15 protein-coding genes are annotated in these 19,145 nt (G+C 65.7%); 8 read left to right on the top strand and 7 right to left on the bottom strand.

Annotation, left to right across the window (positions count from 1 at the left end; all coding sequences use genetic code 11):
• Positions 1-103: 103 nt before the first annotated feature.
• Positions 104-502, bottom strand: a complete 399-nt coding sequence (locus RPS27_RS16840) for an MAPEG family protein (protein ID WP_211418623.1) — start codon at positions 500-502, stop codon at positions 104-106.
• Between the two features lie 82 nt (positions 503-584).
• On the opposite strand from RPS27_RS16840, the gene hemH reads away from it, so the two are divergent.
• The 4 genes from hemH (at position 585) to RPS27_RS16820 (ending at position 4,341) form a co-directional block, all read left to right on the top strand.
• Positions 585-1,622 carry a ferrochelatase gene (gene hemH / locus RPS27_RS16835; RefSeq protein WP_212065945.1) on the top strand — a complete coding sequence of 346 codons (1,038 nt, stop codon included), beginning with the start codon at positions 585-587 and terminating at the stop codon, positions 1,620-1,622.
• A gap of 4 nt (positions 1,623-1,626) precedes the next feature.
• Positions 1,627-2,601, top strand: coding sequence for an ABC transporter substrate-binding protein (locus tag RPS27_RS16830; RefSeq protein WP_212065946.1), 975 nt, complete (start codon positions 1,627-1,629; stop codon positions 2,599-2,601).
• 239 nt (positions 2,602-2,840) lie between these two features.
• Positions 2,841-3,845: an SPFH domain-containing protein gene (locus RPS27_RS16825; RefSeq protein WP_212065947.1), complete on the top strand. Its 1,005-nt coding sequence runs from the start codon at positions 2,841-2,843 to the stop codon at positions 3,843-3,845.
• A 52-nt stretch (positions 3,846-3,897) separates the two neighbouring features.
• A complete protein-coding gene (locus RPS27_RS16820; protein ID WP_212065948.1) occupies positions 3,898-4,341 on the top strand; it encodes an NfeD family protein in 444 nt (147 codons plus the stop codon).
• Between the two features lie 35 nt (positions 4,342-4,376).
• Here RPS27_RS16820 and RPS27_RS16815 read toward each other — a convergent pair whose 3' ends face one another.
• Entirely contained in the window at positions 4,377-4,703 is a 327-nt protein-coding gene (locus RPS27_RS16815) for a winged helix-turn-helix transcriptional regulator (protein ID WP_211418618.1), read from the bottom strand.
• 72 nt (positions 4,704-4,775) lie between these two features.
• Between RPS27_RS16815 and RPS27_RS16810 the strand changes: the two genes are divergently transcribed.
• Positions 4,776-5,327 carry a carboxymuconolactone decarboxylase family protein gene (locus tag RPS27_RS16810; RefSeq protein WP_212065949.1) on the top strand — a complete coding sequence of 184 codons (552 nt, stop codon included), beginning with the start codon at positions 4,776-4,778 and terminating at the stop codon, positions 5,325-5,327.
• 166 nt (positions 5,328-5,493) lie between these two features.
• Here RPS27_RS16810 and RPS27_RS16805 read toward each other — a convergent pair whose 3' ends face one another.
• Positions 5,494-6,501 (bottom strand): SIS domain-containing protein, encoded by a 1,008-nt coding sequence (locus tag RPS27_RS16805; protein WP_212065950.1) that lies wholly within the window; start codon positions 6,499-6,501, stop codon positions 5,494-5,496.
• A 193-nt stretch (positions 6,502-6,694) separates the two neighbouring features.
• Between RPS27_RS16805 and RPS27_RS16800 the strand changes: the two genes are divergently transcribed.
• Positions 6,695-8,452, top strand: a complete 1,758-nt coding sequence (locus RPS27_RS16800) for an outer membrane beta-barrel protein (protein WP_212065951.1) — start codon at positions 6,695-6,697, stop codon at positions 8,450-8,452.
• Positions 8,453-8,621: 169 nt separating this feature from the next.
• On the opposite strand, the gene RPS27_RS16795 is transcribed toward RPS27_RS16800, so the two are convergent.
• Together RPS27_RS16795 and gltB are read right to left on the bottom strand one after the other, a co-directional pair.
• The gene (locus RPS27_RS16795) at positions 8,622-10,073 is read right to left on the bottom strand and encodes a glutamate synthase subunit beta (protein ID WP_212065952.1); all 1,452 of its coding nucleotides are present in this window, start codon (positions 10,071-10,073) and stop codon (positions 8,622-8,624) included.
• A gap of 142 nt (positions 10,074-10,215) precedes the next feature.
• A complete protein-coding gene (gene gltB, locus RPS27_RS16790; RefSeq protein WP_211418612.1) occupies positions 10,216-14,949 on the bottom strand; it encodes a glutamate synthase large subunit in 4,734 nt (1,577 codons plus the stop codon).
• A 492-nt stretch (positions 14,950-15,441) separates the two neighbouring features.
• On the opposite strand from gltB, the gene RPS27_RS16785 reads away from it, so the two are divergent.
• Positions 15,442-16,215, top strand: a complete 774-nt coding sequence (locus RPS27_RS16785; protein WP_212065953.1) for a hypothetical protein — start codon at positions 15,442-15,444, stop codon at positions 16,213-16,215.
• A gap of 247 nt (positions 16,216-16,462) precedes the next feature.
• Here RPS27_RS16785 and RPS27_RS16780 read toward each other — a convergent pair whose 3' ends face one another.
• Positions 16,463-17,233, bottom strand: a complete 771-nt coding sequence (locus tag RPS27_RS16780; protein WP_212065954.1) for an alpha/beta fold hydrolase — start codon at positions 17,231-17,233, stop codon at positions 16,463-16,465.
• A gap of 152 nt (positions 17,234-17,385) precedes the next feature.
• The gene (locus RPS27_RS16775) at positions 17,386-17,853 is read right to left on the bottom strand and encodes an Hsp20 family protein (RefSeq protein WP_194405936.1); all 468 of its coding nucleotides are present in this window, start codon (positions 17,851-17,853) and stop codon (positions 17,386-17,388) included.
• Positions 17,854-18,058: 205 nt separating this feature from the next.
• Here RPS27_RS16775 and RPS27_RS16770 point away from each other — a divergent pair, with 205 nt between their 5' ends.
• Complete coding sequence (locus RPS27_RS16770) at positions 18,059-19,006, top strand: alpha/beta hydrolase (RefSeq protein WP_194408171.1); 948 nt, start codon at positions 18,059-18,061, stop codon at positions 19,004-19,006.
• The last annotated feature ends 139 nt before the right edge of the window (positions 19,007-19,145 follow it).

The following is a 19,145-nucleotide window of genomic DNA, read 5'->3' as shown; positions in this document are numbered from 1 at the left end:
GGGTCTCCCTCCACGGATGAGCGTCTCGCAGGCGAGCTTGCCGATAGAACCCCTCATCCGGCGCTTCGCGCCACCTTCTCCCGCAAGGGGAGAAGGAAGAACGTCACACCGGCAGGAACCGCTTCAAGGCCGGCATGAAAAAGATCCCGAGATTGATCGCAAAGCCGGCGCTCCAGAGGATCGAGCGCAGCGTCGGACGGTTGCCGAGATAGGTCAGCACGTAGGCGAGGCGGACGATGAGGAAGAGGGCCGCGAGCTCGTCGATCAGCCGCTGCGGCGAATCTCTGTATTCGGCGAGCAGGACCGCGAAGGCGAAGAACGGGAAGGTCTCGATGCCGTTCTGGTGCGCGCCGAGCGCGCGCTGCGACAGTGCGTCCTCATAGAAGGCAGGATCGCGCGGCCGGGAATTGTCGAAGCGGCGAAACCTGATCCATTTGACCGCGGCGATCGTAGACAGATAGAGCAGCAGCGCCCCAAAGACGCACCATTCCGCGAGTGTCATCTTCTTTCCCCCGCCTGGGTGCGACCCTATCGAAATCGGCCTCATCTTGACAAGTTCGGACCAACGCGCGACCCACACAGCCATGACCAGCGTCGTCCCCATCGAGACCGCAAGACCAGCAGCCCAATCCGCCTTGCCGCGCGTTGGCGTGCTCCTGATCAATCTCGGAACGCCCGACACCGCCGATGCGCCGGGCGTGCGGGTCTATCTCAAGGAGTTCCTCAGTGACGCCCGCGTCATCGAGGACCAGGGCCTGATCTGGAAAGCCGTGCTGAACGGCATCATCCTGCGCAGCCGCCCCCGCACCAAGGCGCTGGACTATCAGAAGATCTGGAACACCGAGAAGAACGAGTCGCCGCTGAAGACCATCACGCGGTCGCAAGCCGACAAGCTCGCCGCCGCACTGTCGGACCGCGCCCACGTCGCGGTGGACTGGGCGATGCGCTACGGCAATCCTTCGATCAAGTCGGGTATCGATGCGCTGATCGCCAAAGGCTGCGAGCGCATCCTGGCGGTCCCGCTCTATCCGCAATATTCCGCCTCGACCTCGGCGACGGTCTGCGACGAAGTGTTCCGCGTGCTCGCCCGCCTGCGCAACCAGCCGACGCTGCGGGTGACGCCGCCTTACTACGAGGACGCCGCCTATATCGAGACGCTCGCGAGCTCGATCGAGACGCATCTGGCGAGCCTGCCGTTCACGCCGGAGCTGATCGTGGCGTCCTTCCACGGCATGCCGAAATCCTATGTCGACAACGGCGATCCCTATCAGCAGCACTGCATTGCCACCACGCAAGCGCTGCGCCGCCGGCTCGGCATGGACGAGACGAAGCTGCTGCTGACCTTCCAGTCGCGCTTCGGCAATGCCGAGTGGCTTCAGCCCTATACGGACAAGACGATGGAGCGGCTCGCGAAGGAAGGCGTGCGCCGCATCGCGGTGGTGACGCCCGGCTTTTCCGCTGATTGCCTGGAGACGCTGGAGGAGATCGCGCAGGAGAACGCGGAGATCTTCAAGCACAATGGCGGCGAAGCGTTTTCCGCGATCCCCTGCCTCAACGACAGCGAGCCCGGGATGGATGTGATCCGCACCCTGGTGCTGCGCGAGCTCCAGGGCTGGATCTAGTTCCGTGAATCGCCGCGAGCTCCTGACGCTTGGGATGATCGCGGCGCTGCCGGCGCCGGTGCTGGCGCAGCAGCCGAACGCGCTGCGCCGGCTCGGCGTGCTCTCGGTCACGGCTGCCGATGATGCGATCGGCCGCACGCGCAGCATGGTCCTGGTCGAGGCGCTCGCCGGCCTTGGCTGGAAGGAGCGCGACAACCTCAAGGTCCACTGGCGCAGCGGCGGCGGTGACCGCGCCCGCATCGCGCAGTTGGCCGACGAGCTGATTGCGCTCAAGCCCGACATCCTGCTCGCGGTCGGCACGCCCTCGGTCGAGGAGCTGCGCCGGCGCACCACGACGATCCCGATCGTGTTCGCCGTCGTTACCGATCCCGTCAGCCAGGGCTTTGTCGAAAACCTCGCGCATCCCGGCGGCAACGTCACCGGCTTCACCGATTACGACGGCCCCCTGGCCGGCAAATGGCTGGAGATGCTGACGCAGGTCACGCCGAAAGTGTCCAGCGTTGCCGTCGTCTACAATCCCGCCACCGCGCCGTTCGCCCCGCTGATGCTGCGCACCATCGAGGATGCGGCCCGGACCCTCCACGTGACGGTCGAGCCCGCGCCGGTGCATGACACAGCCTCGATCGTGGCGCTGGCCTCGCGGAAGGCCGACGGGCTGCTCGTCCTGCCTGACTTCTTCACCATGGCCAACCGCGCGCACCTTCTGGCGGCCGTTGCGCAGGCGCGCGTGCCCGCGGTGTTCTGGAGCCGTGCGTTCGTCGAGGAAGGCGGGCTGATGTCCTACAGCACCGACAGCACCGAGCAGCTCCGCCGCGCCGCCTCCTACGTCGACCGTATCCTGAAGGGAGCGCTGGCGGCCGACTTGCCGGTCCAGAATCCCACCAAGTTCGAGCTCGCGATCAACCTCAAGACGGCGAAGTCTCTGGGTGTCACGCTGTCTCCGGATCTGCTCGCACTCGCCGACGACGTCATCGAATAACGCCGTCTGCGGCGGGGCTGGCCGGAATTCGTTAATTTTCCCGCTAGGTCTGCGCCTGCCCGCTTTCAAGAGCCAGTCCGCAAACACATATCGAAGCCATTCCCTGCCTCGGACGCCTTGTGCGGAATTGCGCCGATACCGACGTGAATTGCGACCGCTGAACCGGTAGGGTCACGCTCCCGACCAATGACAGCGCGGGAAAGGCCTTTTCCCGGCTTCTTTCCCGCCTTGGAGGAAATATGAGCGGTTTCGACATTTTCGCGATTGTTCTGGTCTTGCTCGTCATCGTCACGCTGGTGGCCGGCGTGAAGACGGTGCCTCAGGGCTATGACTGGACCATCGAGCGCTTCGGCAAATACACCCAGACGCTCAGCCCCGGCCTCAATCTGATCGTGCCCTATTTCGATCGCGTCGGGCGCAAGATCAACATGATGGAGCAGGTGATCGACATTCCCGAGCAGGAGGTCATCACCAAGGACAACGCGACCGTGACGGTGGACGGCGTCGCCTTCTACCAGGTGTTCGACGCGGCCAAGGCGAGCTACGAGGTCTCCAACCTGACGCAGGCCATCACCGTGCTGACCATGACCAATATCCGCTCGGTGATGGGCGCGATGGATCTCGACCAGGTGCTGTCGCATCGCGACGAGATCAACGAGCGCCTGCTCCGCGTGGTGGATGCTGCGGTCTCGCCCTGGGGGTTGAAGGTCAACCGCATCGAGATCAAGGATATCGTGCCGCCAGCCGATCTCGTCGAAGCCATGGGCCGTCAGATGAAGGCCGAGCGCGTCAAGCGCGCCGACATCCTCGCCGCCGAAGGCCAGCGCCAATCGGAGATCCTGCGCGCCGAGGGCGCCAAGCAGGGCCAGATCCTGCAAGCGGAGGGCCGCAAGGAAGCCGCGTTCCGCGACGCTGAGGCCCGCGAGCGTTCTGCGGAGGCGGAAGCAAAGGCCACCCAGATGGTGAGCGAAGCCATTTCCAAGGGCGACGTCGCCGCTTTGAACTATTTCATCGCCGACAAATATATCAAGGCGTTCGGCCAGTTCGCGGAAGCGCCGAACCAGAAGATCATCATGCTGCCGATCGAAGCCACGAGCATGCTCGGTTCGCTCGCCGGCATCGGCGAGATCGCCAAGGCGACGTTCGGCGAGAGCGCGGCTTCTGCGGCTGCCGCCGCTCGCCGCCCCGGCTCCGTGCCGCCGACCGGCAGCCCGCCGCCGGCGGTGCCGCCGCGGCAGGGATAGTCACCGGCGTGCCTCTCCGACAGGGGCGCGCACCATGATAGAAGGTCGTGTCATGACCGACATGTTCGTATCGCTCGGCACCTGGAACTGGTTGATCTTCGGCTTCATCCTGATGGCGCTGGAAGTGCTGGCGCCGGGCATCTTCCTGTTCTGGCTCGGGCTCGCCGCGCTGCTGGTGGGATTGATCTCGTTTACGGTCGTCATATCGTGGCAGATCCAGCTCGTGATGTTCGCGCTGTTCGCGGCCGCCGCCGTGCCGGTGTGGCGGCGCCTGGCCCGGCCGAAGCCGGACGCGAGCGCCAGCCCCTTCCTCAACAAGCGTACCGAGGCCTTGCTCGGGCGCGAGTTCACCCTGGAGAAGCCGATCATCGACGGCTCAGGCACCGTGCGCATCGGCGATACCGTGTGGCGTGTCGCCGGTCCCGACACGCCGGCGGGCACGCGGGTGAAGGTGGTGCAGGTGGATGGTGCGAACCTGACGGTCGCCGCGGCGTGATCGCTCTCACCCTCCAGGGGAGGGTAAGAGAAGCGCTATCTCTTCCACTTCTCCGCGAACCGGTGCAGCGGCATGACCATCTCGCACAATTCCCGCCCGAGCGGCGTCAGCCCGTAACCTCCGGCATCGCCAAGCTCGACGAAACCCGCCTCACGCAGCTCCGTCAGCCGCGCCTGCAGCACCGTCGGCGAGGCTTCGTCGCAGGCGGTGCGCAGCGCGCGGGAGGTGAGGGGGCCTTCGCGTAACTCCCACAGGATCCGCAAGCTCCAGCGCCGGCCGAGCAAATCGAGAAGCGCCATGATCGGCCGGCCCGTGCGCGATCCCCGCACCGGACGCGTCGTCGTGCCTGCTTGCCTGGCCATCGTCCCCTCTTGCGAATTGCTACAAATAATGTAGCGTGTTGCTACGGTAATTGTAGCAACGAAAGACAGCGCATGTCTCAATCCGCTCCGCGCATTGCGCCGCTCACCCCGCCTTATCCCCCGGAGATAAAGGCACAGTTCGACCGCATCATGCGCGGTGCGCCGCCTTTGACGCTGTTCCGGGTGATGGCGGGCCACGGCCGCGCCTGGGACAAGTTTCGTGCCGGCGGCCTGCTCGATCCCGGCCCGCTGTCGCTGCGCCAGCGCGAGATCGTCATCGACCGCACCTGCGCGCTGAACAGGTGCGAGTATGAATGGGGCGTGCATGTCGCGATCTTCGCCGGGCCGGCGAAGCTGACCGAGGGCGAGGTACGTGCGACCGTACAAGTCGATGCGAGCTCGGCCTGCTGGTCCCCAGCTGAGCAGGCGCTGATCGCAGCCGTCGACGCGCTGCACACCCGCGCGACGCTCGATGACGCCGAGTTCGCCGCGCTGTCGGCGCATTATGACGAGGCGCAGATCCTGGAGATCATGCTGCTGTGCGGCTTCTATCGCACGGTGTCGTATCTGGCGAACGGGCTGCGGCTGCCGCTGGAGGAGAACGCGGCAAGATTCCCGGTATAAGTCTCTCCCCGTCATGGCGAGGAGCGCCTTTCCCTCCTCGTCATTCCGGGGCACGCGAAGCGTGAACCCGGAATCCATCGTGCAGCGTCCACTGAGATGAATGGATCCCGGGCTCGCGCCCAAGCAGGCGCGCCCCGGAATGACGGCGGAGAGAAACGGGCCCGCCTTACGCCACGCCCGCCCGCAGCAGATCGTGCAGGTGCACGATGCCCACCACCTTGCCCGCCTCGGTCACGACCAGCGTCGTGATCTTGCGGGTGTTCAGCACCTCGATCATCTCGGTCGCGAGCATCGAGGGCGGCACCGTTTTCGGCTGCCGGGTCATGATGTCGTCGACCGATGCCGTCAGCAGGTCGGGACGCATGTGGCGGCGCAGATCGCCGTCGGTGATGATGCCGACGGCCTCGTTCGCCTCGTTGACAATGCAGACGCACCCCAAACCCTTGGCCGACATCTCGACCACGGCCTCCGACATCGCGGTGCCCTCGGGCTTGACCGGGATTTCCGCGCCCGTGCGCATGTAGTCGCGGACGAATTTCAGCATCGCGCCCAGCTTGCCGCCGGGATGGAAATGCGCGAATTCGAGCGCGGTGAAGCCGCGGCCTTCGAGCAGCGCGATCGCGAGCGCATCGCCGATCGCAGCCTGCATCAGCGTCGACGTCGTCGGCGCCAGATTGTGCGGGCAGGCCTCGCGCGCCCTCGGCAGCTCGATCACGATGTCGGCCGCTTGTCCCAGCGAGGACGCGGCGTTCGATGTCACCGCGATCATGGGAATCGCAAAGCGCGCCGAATAGTACACGAGGTTCTTCATCTCCGGCTGCTCGCCGGACCAGGACAGCGCCATGATGACGTCGTCGGTGGTGATCATGCCGAGGTCGCCATGACCGGCCTCGGCCGCATGCACGAAGAAGGCGGGCGTGCCGGTCGAGGCCAATGTCGCCGCGATCTTGCGCCCCATATGGCCTGACTTGCCGAGCCCGGTGACGATGACGCGGCCCTTGGCGTTGCGGATCAGGTCGACCGCCCTGGCGAAGGTCTCGCCCAGCGGGCCGCGCAGGGCGGCTGCGAGCGCGTTGATGCCGCCGCTCTCCGTCTCCAGGGTGCGGAGCGCGGATTCGACGCTGTCGGGGATAGGGCCGGATGATGCGGTCATCAGCGGTTTCGAGCTCGGCATGTTTTCGTCCAGGGAAGGGTGGGGCGTTCGCCCGTTGGCGCCTGCTTAGCACGGCCCGGGCAGGGAGGCGACGCGCCGCCCTCGGCCCTCAACGGGTCATTAACCATAATTGTTTTAACTCCATTAACGATGGTTCCCGCCAGCCGGTGGGGACGATCGTGAAAGTGTTTGATTTCGTTGGAGTTATTCCATCGTGGGGTCGTCTCCAGGCACCGGCCGGAGCAAGCGCGCGCTCATTCTGCGCGCGGCTTTGCCGTGTCTTGTCCCCTGTCTTGCGCTGACGACCCTCGGAAGCGCCCCCGCGGCCGCCCAGAGCCTCACGCCCGACCTGTTCAATCCCAACCGCGGTGGCTTCGCCTCGCCCGAGACGTTGCCGACGCGCCGCACGGCGGGCGTGCCGCAGGCGCCGTCGGATGCGCTGCCGGCGCTGCCAGACCCCAACGCTGATCCGCGCAAGCGGCAGCAAGCGCCGGCGACCTCGCGTATCGGTCAGGTCCCGACATATGGATTGCCCGCCGCGAGCGGCGCGAGCAGCTCCGGCTACGACGCCCTCAACCGCAAGCGGCAGCAACCCAAGCTCTATCCCGGCCAGCCGAAGCCGAAGCGCGCGGCCGGTCCCGGCTCGCCGGCGCCGACCACAGCGCCGCCGCCGTCCACGCTCGGCCTGCCGAAGATTGCACCGCCGCCATCGGCGTCCGCAAACAAGTCACCCGTGCCTGCGGCGATGGCGGGCACCGTGCCCGGCCAACCGCTGCGCCGCCGCCTCAAGGCCGATGACGATCCGTTCGGAGCCGTCGGCGATTACGCCGGCAGCTTCCTGATCAAGGGCGGGCTCGCGCTCTCCGCCGGCTACGACACCAACCCGACGCGTCTGAACAAGCCGGTCGGCTCCCCGGTCTACGTCGTCGCGCCGGATCTGCTTGTGGTGTCCGACTGGGAGCGTCACGCGCTGGTGGCCGACCTGCGCGGCTCGTTCTCCGGCTACACCACCAACATGCCGGCGACGATCAACGGTTTTGCCTCGCCGTCGCCGGTCGAGGCCGATCGCCCCGACTTCACCGGCCATATCGACGGCCGGCTCGACGTCGACCGCGACCTCAAGCTGACCTCGCAGCTGCGCCTGCGGCTCGCCACCGACAATCCTGGCAGCCCCAACGTGCAGGCCGGCCTGCAGAAATACCCTGTTTACGCCGCCTACGGCACGACGGTCGGCTTCGACCAGACCTTCAATCGTTTCCAGGTCGCCGCCGGCGCCACAATCGATCGCACCGCCTACACGGATTCGAGGCTCACCGACGGCTCGACCTTCAGCAACGACGACCGCAACTTCAACCAGTATGGCGGCGTGGGGCGCTTCTCCTACGACCTCAAGCCGGGCCTGAAGCCGTTCGTCGAGATCCAGGGCGACACCCGCGTCCACGACCAGGCCGCCGACCGCAACGGCTACTTCCGCGATTCCAACGGCGGCTATGCCAAGGTCGGCTCGTCCTTCGAATTCTCGCGCATCCTCACGGGCGAAATCTCCGTGGGCTATTCCGCGCGCAACTACACTGATCCGCGCCTCAGCCAGCTCGCAGGCTTCCTGACGACTGGCTCGCTGATCTGGAACGCGAGCGGCCTCACCACGGTGAAATTCTTCACCGACACGCAGATCGCCGAGACCACCGTTCCCGGCTCCTCCGGCGTCCTGGTGCGCACCTACTCCGCCGAAGTCGACCACGACTTCCGCCGCTGGCTCACCGCCGTCGGCAAGTTCACCTACGGCACGCTCGACTACCAGGGCCAGAACCGCAACGACAAGACCTACTCGTTCGAGAGCAACCTGATCTACAAGCTCAACCGCAACATCTGGGTCAAGGGCACGCTGCGCCACGACATCCTGGATTCGAATGTCGCGGGATCGAGCTCGCAGGGGACGGTGGTGATGCTGGGCGTGAGGCTGCAGAATTAGAGTCGCCTGCTGCCGAGCGCATTCAGCGCGATCACGATGCAAGGCACCGCTCTTTCCGCTGTCATTCCGGGGCGCGCGAAGCGCGAGCCCGGGATCCATTTAAACACCGGCCCTGAGGCTCGATGGATTCCGGGCTCGCACCAAGTGGCGCGCCCCGGAATGACCTACTCTACCGCGGCAGATCCGTCTTCCCCATCAGGAACGTATCGATCGACCTTGCGCAAAGCCGACCCTCGCGGATCGCCCAGACCACCAGCGACTGGCCGCGGCGCATGTCGCCGGCGGTGAACACGTTCGGGCGCGAGGTCTGGTAGTCGAGCGTGTTGGCCTTGACGTTGCCGCGAGGGTCGAGCTCGACCGAGAGCAGCTTGAGCAGGCCCTCGTGCACGGGGTGCACGAAACCCATCGCGAGCAGGACGAGCTCGGCATCGAGCTCGAACTCGGTGCCGGCAATCGGCTTGAACTTGTCGTCGACGTGCACGCAGTGCAGCTTCTTGACCTGGCCGTTCTCGCCGGAAAACTTCTGCGTCAGCACGGCGTATTCGCGCACCGCGCCTTCGGCCTGGCTGGAGGACGTCCGCATCTTCAGGGGCCAGTTCGGCCAGGTCAGGCCCTTGTTCTCGCGCTCGGGCGGGGCGGGCATGATCTCGAGCTGTGTCACGGAGAGCGCGCCCTGGCGCAGCGAGGTGCCGATGCAGTCGCTTCCGGTATCGCCGCCGCCGATGACGACGACGTGCTTGCCGCCGGCCAGGATCTCCTGGACGCCGCCGAGCGGCTCCTCGGAGACGCGGCGGTTCTGCTGCGGCAGGAAGTCCATAGCGTAGTGAATGCCGGCGAGCTCGCGGCCGGGGATCGGCAAGTCGCGCGGGGCTTCCGCGCCGCCGGTCAGCGCCACGGCGTCGTACTCGTTGAGCATCTCGCGCGGATCGACATTGCCGTCGGCGCCGACATGGCTGTTGTAGTGGAAGGTGACGCCTTCGCCTTCCATCTGCTTGACGCGGCGGTCGATGACGCCCTTCTCCATCTTGAAGTCGGGGATGCCGTAACGCAGCAGGCCGCCGGCCTTGGCGTACTTCTCGAACAAATGCACGTCGTGGCCGGCGCGCGCGAGCTGCTGCGCGCAGGCCATGCCGGCCGGGCCCGAGCCGATCACGGCGACCTTCTTGCCGGTCTTGACGGCTGCGACCTCAGCCTTCAGCCAGCCATTGTCCCAGGCGCGGTCGACGATCGCGCATTCGATGGTCTTGATGGTGACCGGGTTGTCGTCGATGTTGAGCGTGCAGGACGCTTCGCACGGCGCAGGACAGATGCGGCCGGTGAATTCCGGGAAATTGTTGGTCGAGTGCAGGTTGCGCGAGGCCTCTTCCCAATTGCCCTGATAGACGAGGTCGTTCCAGTCGGGGATCTGGTTGTTGACCGGGCAGCCGGGCGTGCCGGGCGCCACCGAGCCGGTGCCGTGGCAATAGGGAATGCCGCAATTCATGCAACGCGCGGCCTGGTCGCGCACCTCTTTCTCGGAGAGGGGAACGACGAATTCCTTGTAATGCTTCACGCGCTCGGCGACCGGGGTGTACTTGCGGTCGCGCCGTTCGATTTCGAGAAAACCCGTGATCTTGCCCATTAAACCCGAAGTCCCTGCCGCTTAGGTTTCTTTTCCGTCGTTCCGGGATGCGCGCGCCGCGCGCTGACCCGGAACCTGGAGGTTATCTTTGCGAGATTCCGGGTTCGCGCTTCGCGCGCCCCGGAATGACGCGAGGTGAGAATTACGCCCCGATCGCGATTTTCGGCTCGGCGTCCGCGTTGGCGGCCATTTCGCGCAGCGCGCGCCGGTACTCGACCGGCATCACCTTGCGGAATTTGGGCAGCCAGTCCTTCCAATTGGCGAGGATGTCGGCGGCGCGCTTGGAGCCGGTGGCTTTCGCGTGGCGCGAGATCAGGACGTGCAGCCGCTCGACGTCGGAGGCGAGCAGGTTCTTGAACACGTCGACCCGGCCATGCGCTTCGAGGTCACCGGAATGGTGATAGGTGCCGGCGTTGATCAGCTCTTCCGACAGCACCGGCTCGAGCTCGACCATCGCCATGTTGCACAGCCTGTCGAAGTCACCGGTCTCGTCGAGCACATAGGCGATGCCGCCGGACATGCCGGCCGCGAAGTTGCGCCCGGTCTTGCCGAGCACGACCACGATGCCGCCGGTCATGTATTCGCAGCAATGATCGCCCGCGCCCTCGACCACGGCGACCGCGCCCGAGTTGCGCACGGCGAAGCGTTCGCCGGCGATGCCGCGGAAGTAGCACTCGCCCTCGATCGCGCCGTACATCACGGTGTTGCCGACGATGATGCTCTCTTCCGGCACGATGGCCGAGTTTCTTGGCGGCTTGACGATGATCCTGCCGCCCGAGAGACCCTTGCCGACATAGTCGTTGCCTTCGCCTTCGAGCTCGAAGGTGACGCCGTGGGCGAGCCAGGCGCCGAAGGCTTGTCCCGCGGTGCCCTTGAGGCTGACATGGATGGTGTCGTGCGGCAGGCCGGCATGGCCGTAGATCTTGGCGACCGTGCCGGACAGCATCGCGCCGGCGGAGCGGTTGGTGCTGTTGATCGTGGCCTCGATCTTCACCGGCGCGCCGCGGTCGAGCGCAGGCTGCGCCTTCTCGATCAGCGAACGGTCGAGCACCGCCTCCAGATGATGGTTCTGGCGCTCGGAGTGATAGATCTTCTGGCCCTTCTCTTCCTTCTGCTTGACGAAAAGCTTCGAGAAGTCGAGGCCCTTGGCCTTCCAATGCGCGACCAGCTTGGTCTGGTCGAGCAGCTGAACCTGGCCGACCATCTCATTGAAGCTGCGGAAGCCGAGCGAGGCCATGATCTCGCGGACCTCCTCCGCGACGAAGAAGAAGTAGTTGATCACGTGCTCGGGCTGGCCGGTGAAGCGCTTGCGCAGGACAGGGTCCTGGGTCGCGACGCCGACCGGGCAGGTGTTGAGATGGCACTTGCGCATCATGATGCAGCCGGCCGCAATCAGGGGCGCGGTGGCGAAGCCGAACTCGTCCGCGCCGAGCAGCGCGCCGATCACGACGTCACGGCCGGTGCGGAAGCCGCCGTCGACCTGGACCACGATGCGGCTGCGCAGCCGCTCGCGCACCAGCGTCTGGTGGGTTTCGGCAAGGCCGATCTCCCACGGCGAGCCTGCGTGCTTGATCGAGGTCAGGGGCGAAGCACCGGTGCCGCCCTCGAAGCCAGCGATGGTGACATGGTCGGCGCGCGCTTTCGCAACGCCCGCGGCGACCGTGCCGACGCCGATCTCCGAGACCAGCTTGACCGAGACGTCGCCCGCCGGGTTGACGTTCTTGAGGTCATAGATGAGCTGCGCCAGATCCTCGATCGAGTAGATGTCGTGATGCGGCGGCGGCGAGATCAGGCCGACGCCCGGCGTCGAGTGCCGGACCTTGGCAATGGTCGCGTCGACCTTGTGGCCGGGCAACTGGCCGCCTTCGCCGGGCTTGGCGCCCTGCGCCATCTTGATCTGCATCATGTCGGAGTTGACGAGATACTCCGTGGTGACGCCGAAGCGGCCAGAGGCGACCTGCTTGATCGCCGAGCGCATGGAATCGCCGTTCGGCATCGGCTTGAAGCGGTCGGCTTCCTCGCCGCCTTCGCCGGTATTCGACTTGCCGCCGATCCGGTTCATGGCGATCGCGAGCGTGGTGTGTGCCTCGCGCGAGATCGAGCCGAAGCTCATCGCGCCCGTGGCGAAGCGCTTGACGATGTCCTTGGCCGGCTCAACCTGGTCGAGTGGGATCGGCTTGCGCTTCTCTTCCTCGGCGTTCTTGATCCGGAACAGGCCGCGCAGCGTCAGCAAACGCTCCGACTGCTCGTTGAGGATCTTTGCGAAGGCGCGATAGCGCTCCTGCGAATTGCCGCGCGCGGCGTGCTGGAGCAGCGACACCGATTCCGCGGTCCAGGCATGGTCCTCGCCGCGGCTGCGATAGGCATATTCGCCGCCGACATCGAGCGCGGTCTTGTAGACCTGCGCGTCCCCGAACGCATCGGCATGACGGCGCACGGCCTCTTCGGCGATCTCGCCGAGACCGACGCCCTCGACGCGGGTATGCGTGCCCGCGAAGAACTTTGCGACGAAGTCGGCCTTGAGGCCGACCGCGTCGAAGATCTGCGCGCCGCAATAGGACTGGTAGGTCGAGATGCCCATCTTGGACATCACCTTCAGGAGCCCCTTGCCGATCGACTTGATGTAGCGCTTGACGATCTCGTAGTCGTCGAGCGAGCCGGGCAGGCGGTCCTTCATCGCGATGATGGTCTCGAACGCGAGGTACGGATTGATCGCTTCCGCGCCGTAGCCGGCAAGGCAGGCGAAGTGATGCACTTCGCGCGGCTCACCGGATTCGACGACGAGGCCGACCGAGGTGCGCAGGCCCGTGCGGATCAGGTGATGATGCACCGAAGCACAAGCCAGCAGCGAGGGGATCGGCACCCGGTCGGTGCCGACCATGCGGTCGGACAGGATGATGATGTTGACGCCCTCGCGCACCGCGCTCTCGGCGCGCGCGCAGAGCTCGTCCAGCACCTGGTCCATGCCGGCCGCGCCGAGCCCGGCGTGGAAGGTGGTGTCCAGCGTGCGCGACTTGAAGTGAGTGTCGGCCACGTCCGAGATCGAGCGGATCTTTTCGAGGTCCGCGTCGGTCAGGATCGGCTGGCGCACTTCGAGGCGCTTGGTGGTGGCCATGCCCTGCAGGTCGAACAGGTTCGGCCGCGGCCCGATGATCGAGACGAGGCTCATCACCAGCTCCTCGCGGATCGGGTCGATCGGCGGATTGGTGACCTGCGCGAAGTTCTGCTTGAAATAGGTGAACAGCGGCTTGGCCTTGTCCGACAGCGCCGAGATCGGCGTGTCGTTGCCCATCGAGCCCGCGGCTTCCTCGCCGGTGGCGGCCATCGGCGTCATCAGGATGGCGATGTCTTCCTGGCTGTAGCCGAACGCCTGCTGGCGATCGAGCAGCGACAGGTTCGAGCGCACGCCTGTCGTCGGGACCTTCGGCAGCTCTTCGAGGACGATCTGGGTCCGCTCCAGCCACTCCTTGTAGGGATGGCTCTTGGCGAGCTCGGCCTTGATCTCGTCGTCGGGAATGAGACGACCCTGCTCGAGGTCGACCAGCAGCATCTTGCCGGGCTGCAAGCGCCACTTGGTAATGATCTGGTCCTCGGGGATCGTCAGCACGCCCATCTCGGACGCCATCACGATGCGGTCGTCCTTGGTGACGAGATAGCGCGCGGGCCGCAGGCCGTTGCGGTCGAGCGTGGCGCCGATCTGGCGGCCGTCGGTGAAGGCGATCGCGGCGGGGCCGTCCCACGGCTCCATCAGCGCGGCATGATATTCGTAGAAGGCGCGGCGCTTCTCATCCATCAAGGGATTGCCGGCCCACGCCTCCGGAATCATCATCATGACGGCGTGCGGCAGCGAGTAGCCGCCCTGCACCAGGAATTCGAGCGCGTTGTCGAAGCAGGCGGTGTCCGACTGGCCTTCGTAGGAAATGGGCCAGAGCCGGTTGATGTCCTTGCCGTACAGCTCGGAGCTTACAGAGGCCTGCCGCGCCGCCATCCAGTTGGTGTTGCCGCGGAGCGTGTTGATCTCGCCGTTATGCGCGATCATGCGATAGGGATGCGCCAGCGACCAGGCCGGGAAGGTGTTGGTCGAGAAGCGCTGGTGAACCAGCGCGAGCGCGCTCTCGAAATCCTTCTCGTGCAGGTCGGGATAGTACTTGCCGAGCTGGTCGGCGAGGAACATGCCCTTGTAGATCACCGTGCGGCAGGACATCGAGCAGGGATAATAGCCTGCGCCGCCGCGGTCGCGGCGCTGGTAGATCGCCTGCGAGATCGACTTGCGCAGGATGTAGAGCCGGCGCTCGAAATCGTCCTCGGTCTTGGCGGTGCCGTTGCGGCCGATGAACACCTGCATGCAGGCGGGTTCGGTCGGCTTCACGGTGACGCCGAGCGAGGAATTGTCGGTCGGCACGTCGCGCCAGCCGAGCAGGGTCAGGCCCTCTTCCTTGATCTGGTCGGCGATGATGCTCTTGATGACGTTGCGCCAGGCGGTGTCGCGCGGCATGAACAGCGCGCCGATGGCGTATTCGCCGGGCTCCGGCAGCGCGAAGCCGATCTCCTTCGCCTTGCGGCTGAAGAAGGCGTGCGGGATCTGCACCAGGATGCCGGCGCCGTCACCGGCGCGCGGGTCGGCGCCGACGGCGCCGCGGTGCTCGAGGTTGCAGAGGATGCTCAGCGCGTCCGCGACAATCGCGTGCGACTTCTGGCCCTTGATGTTGGCGATGAAGCCGACGCCGCAGCTATCCTTCTCCAGGCTCGGATCGTACAGGCCTTCGGCCGGAGGGCGCGAATTATGCTCCTGGATCGGATCGGTCGTTTTCGAGGCGACCGTCGCCGACAGCTCTTCTGCCACGATGCTTGCGCGCTCGAATTGCGACCCGTTCATTGTTCCAATCCTCTCCATGCGGCAAGCTGCCTCACCGCCATCTTCGGCGCACCTTGGGCGTTCCGCGGCACCCGCCTCTGGGTCACCGCTCGTCCGCTAGCGAGCCGCATTTTCTTAAATTCAGGCCTAGGCGTTCTTCGTCCCCGAGAACGGCTTTGCCTGTTGCCTTCTTGGTGCTCGAGAGCACCGACTTTCGCTGCAATCCCTATGCCGGAACCGCAAGCAAAATTGAGACAGTCTTCCTGTCCTAACCATCACCTTGCCAAATTTTTGTCTAGCACACAAGCGTGCGGAAGTCCCGATTCCCGATATGTCAATCAATCGCTTTCCGAAAGTTGCGCAGCCTCGATTTCGGAGCAAACGCGCCCCGATCCGGCCCTGTGGGCGCCGAAATCCCGAATGAAGCTTCGCCTCAGCCCTTCGAACCGAGCGCCACGCTGCAAGAAGCGAAAGAGCGCGAGGCATTCGGGGGCCGACAGGAGCGTATCGACCATGAAGTTTTTCACAGGATGTGTGGCCGCTGCCACGCTGGCGCTGGCTGCAAGCGCGGCTCAAGCCCAAGTTCCCGCGAAAGGTATCGGGGGCGGGGGCTATGTCGCGGTGTCGGATTTCGACGGCCCGTATGCGCCGCCGGAAGCCGCCGCGCCACCGCCGCCGCGCTACGGCTACGGTTATGGTTATGAGGAGCGCGGCCCGGCGCCCGCGCTGTTGCCGGCCACCGAGGTCTATGCGGTTCTGCGCGACAATGGCTTCTCGCCACTCGGCATTCCGCGCTTGCGCGGTGGCGTCTACACCATCGCGGTGATTGACCGCCGCGGTGATGACGGGCGGCTCGTGATCGATGCCCGCGACGGGCGGATCATCCGCTTCCTGCCGGCCGCCGATGCCTACGGCATGGCGCCCGCCTATGAGGACCGCACGGTCGCGCCTTTCGGCCCGCAAACCGCGCTGCCGCCGCCGACCATGGTCCGCAGCGGCCCGCCGCGCCCGCCGGCTGCGATCCCGCATGTCGCATCTCGCGCCGTGCCGCTGCCCAAGGCAGCCCCACGGCGCAGCGAGACGCCGGTCGCCGCGGCGAAGCCGGCCGAGCCAGTGACGCAGCAGCAGGCACCGGTCCCACAAGCTCCCGCACAGCAGACCGCTGCCGTGCAGGCAAAGCCTGTCGAGGCCGCACCGCCGGCCGCAGCGCCGACTGTCGGTCAAGCCAAGTCGGCGCCTGCGATCCTGCCGACACAGGACATGCCTGCCGCGCAGGGGCTGGATTAGCACTGTCCGTTTGGCGCGACGGCGTCAGCCGCACCCAGCGCTGTCATCCCTGCGAACGCAGGGATCCATACCGCGTGATCTATCGGTGGGATGAGGTGCGAGTACCGGTCTGCTGGTCTTCGCCAAACTGGTCCCTGTGGTTATGGGTTCCTGCGTTCGCAGGGACGACAGCGGTAATCGCGGAGAAGTCGGGCCAAGCAAAAGGCGCCTGAGCAATTCAGGCGCCTCCCGCATTTCAGCAATCCCCTCAGCTCCGCGGATACCCCGCCGCCTCCAGGATCAGGTTCGCCACTTCCTTCGGGTGCGAGACCAGCGAGAGATGGCCGGCATCGAGCTCGACCGTGGTGGCGTTCATGCGCTTGGCGAGGAAGCGCTCGAGATCGGGGTTGATGGTGTAGTCGTTCTTCGAGACCGCATACCAGCTCGGCTTCGCATGCCACGCCGCTTCCGTGGTGCGGCCGGCGAAGATCGAGGCCGCGGTCGGCCATTGCACGGCGTAGAGCTCCTTCGCCTGCTCCGGCTTCACGCCGTTGGCAAAATACTTCAGGAAGGCATCTTCCGAGAGTTTTGTGGTGCCATCGCGCTCGACGATGCCGGCACGGGCAGGGCCCGCGGGAAACTGCTTCGACAGCGCGACGAAATCCTCGTTCGCATCGGGGGCGCGGGCTGCGACATAGACGAGGCCGGTCACTTTCGGGTCGATGCCGACCTGGCTGATCACGGTGCCGCCCCAGGAATGCGCGACCAGCACGGTCGGACCATCCTGCTCGGCCAACGCGCGCTTGGTCGCTTCGACGGAGTCGGCGAGCGATGACAGCGGATTCTGCACGGCCGTCACATGCAGGCCCGCGGCCTGCAGGATCGGGATCACCTCCGACCAACTAGAGCCGTCGGCCCAGGCGCCGTGCACCAGCACGACGTTGGTCGCCTTCACGGTCTGCGGTGTCTGTGCGTGAGCGAGGCTGATAGGAGCCGCCAGCAGGCTCGCGGCGACGAAAAGGCTGCGCCAAAAAGTCATGATCGTTCTCCGTCTTGTTCTTGGGGTCGATGCCCAAAGGACGGAGCGCGCGGCCACCCTGTTACGCGGCCTCACCGCTCTGTGATGCAGCGCAAATAAAAACGCCCCGGGGCACCGGGGCGTTTTCGTAACCTGGAGATGACGCGTGCGGATTACGCGGCGACTTGCGCGGCCGAGTTCTCGATCACCTGCGCCTTCGCGCTGGTGTTGATCGCGATCTGGCGCGGTTTCTTCGCCTCGGGAATCTCGCGGACGAGGTCGACGTGGAGCAGCCCGTTCTCGAGCGAGGCGTCCTTCACCTGCACGAAGTCGGCGAGCTGGAAGGCGCGCTCGAAGGCACGCGCGGCGATGCCGCGGTAGAGCACTTCGTTCTTGCTGTTCTCGTTGGCGACCTTTTCGCCCTTGATCGTCAGCGTATTTTCCTTCGCGACGATGGAGAGCTCATCCTTGGCGAAACCCGAAACCGCAACGGTGATGCGGTAGGCGTTCTCGCCGGTACGCTCGATATTATAGGGGGGATAACCGGGGCTGCCGTCCGAACTGGCCTGGTCGAGCAGGCTGAAAAGGCGGTCGAAGCCGACGGTGGAACGATAGAACGGGGTTAGATCGTAGCTACGCATGGTCAAGTCCTCCATTGAGCGACTGTTGGTAACCCGCCCGCCAATCGGGCCGGGCTTTAGTCTGTGTGCAGCCTGATGTTCCGGTTCCGAAACACTGGTAGCGGCCTGCACGAAGGTGATATGGGTGGAACGAGACGGCGTTCAAGAGGGCGGCATTGGCGCCTTTTCGGCGCTTTAGCCCCTTGATTTGCAGTACTTGCCGCCTATGACGCTGGTCTCGATCCCGTCCAATCCCGTTCCCGAAAACGTCGTCAGCGGTACCATCAAGACTCCCGATGGCGTCGAGTTGCGCTTTGCGCGCTGGGCGCCGCCGGCTGGCCGCAAGGGCACCGTCTGCGTCTTCACCGGGCGCAGCGAGCAGATCGAGAAATATTTCGAGACGGTGCGCGATTTGCGCGACCGCGGCTTTGCGGTGGCGATGATCGACTGGCGCGGGCAGGGCCATTCCTCGCGCCGCCTGCGGGACCCCCGCAAGGGTTATGTCCGCGATTTCTCCGATTTCGAGATCGACGTCGAGGCCTTCGTGCAGCAGGTGGTGCTGCCGGATTGCCCGCCGCCGTTCTTCGCGCTGGCTCATTCCATGGGCGGCACGGTGCTGCTCCGGGTGGCGCATGCGGGCAAGCGCTGGTTCGACCGCATGGTGCTGTCGGCACCGATGATCGACCTGCCCGGCCGCACCACCTCGTTTCCGGTACGGGCGCTATTGAAGACGATGCGCCTGCTCGGGCAGGGCGGCCGCTACGTTCCCGGCGGCAGCGACCGCCTCACCGGGCTCGATCCCTTCATCAACAATCCCGTGACCAGCGATCCGGTCCGCTATGCGCGCAATGCCGCGATCCTGGAGGAAGATCCGACGCTCGGACTGGCGTCGCCGACCGTCGCTTGGGCCGATACCGCCTTCCGCGCGATGCACACGTTCAAGGGCAAGAACTATCCCTCCCAGATCCGCCAGCCGATCCTGATGCTGGCGGCTTCCAACGACACCGTGGTCTCGACCGCGGCGATCGAGGAGTTCGCCTATCATTTGCGCGCCGGGTCCCATCTCGTGATCGCCGGCGCCAAGCACGAGATCCTGCAGGAGCAGGATCGCTACCGCTCCCAGTTCTGGGCCGCCTTCGACGCCTTCGTGCCGGGCACGCCGCTGTTCAAGTGAGGAGAGAGCGCGTTATCGCGCCACAGGCTCTGTCATGCCCGGGCTTGTCCCGGGCAACCACGATCTTTGCGCCGCCGAAGCAAGGCGTGGATGGCCGGGACAAGCCCGGCCATGACGACGCCGACGCCGAGACCTGGCC

The sequence above is a fragment of the Bradyrhizobium sp. WYCCWR 12699 genome, from assembly GCF_032144035.1.
In the GTDB taxonomy this organism is placed as follows: domain Bacteria; phylum Pseudomonadota; class Alphaproteobacteria; order Rhizobiales; family Xanthobacteraceae; genus Bradyrhizobium.
Note: the sequence above shows the minus strand (reverse complement) of the source record. Positions and strands in the feature narration are given on the sequence as shown.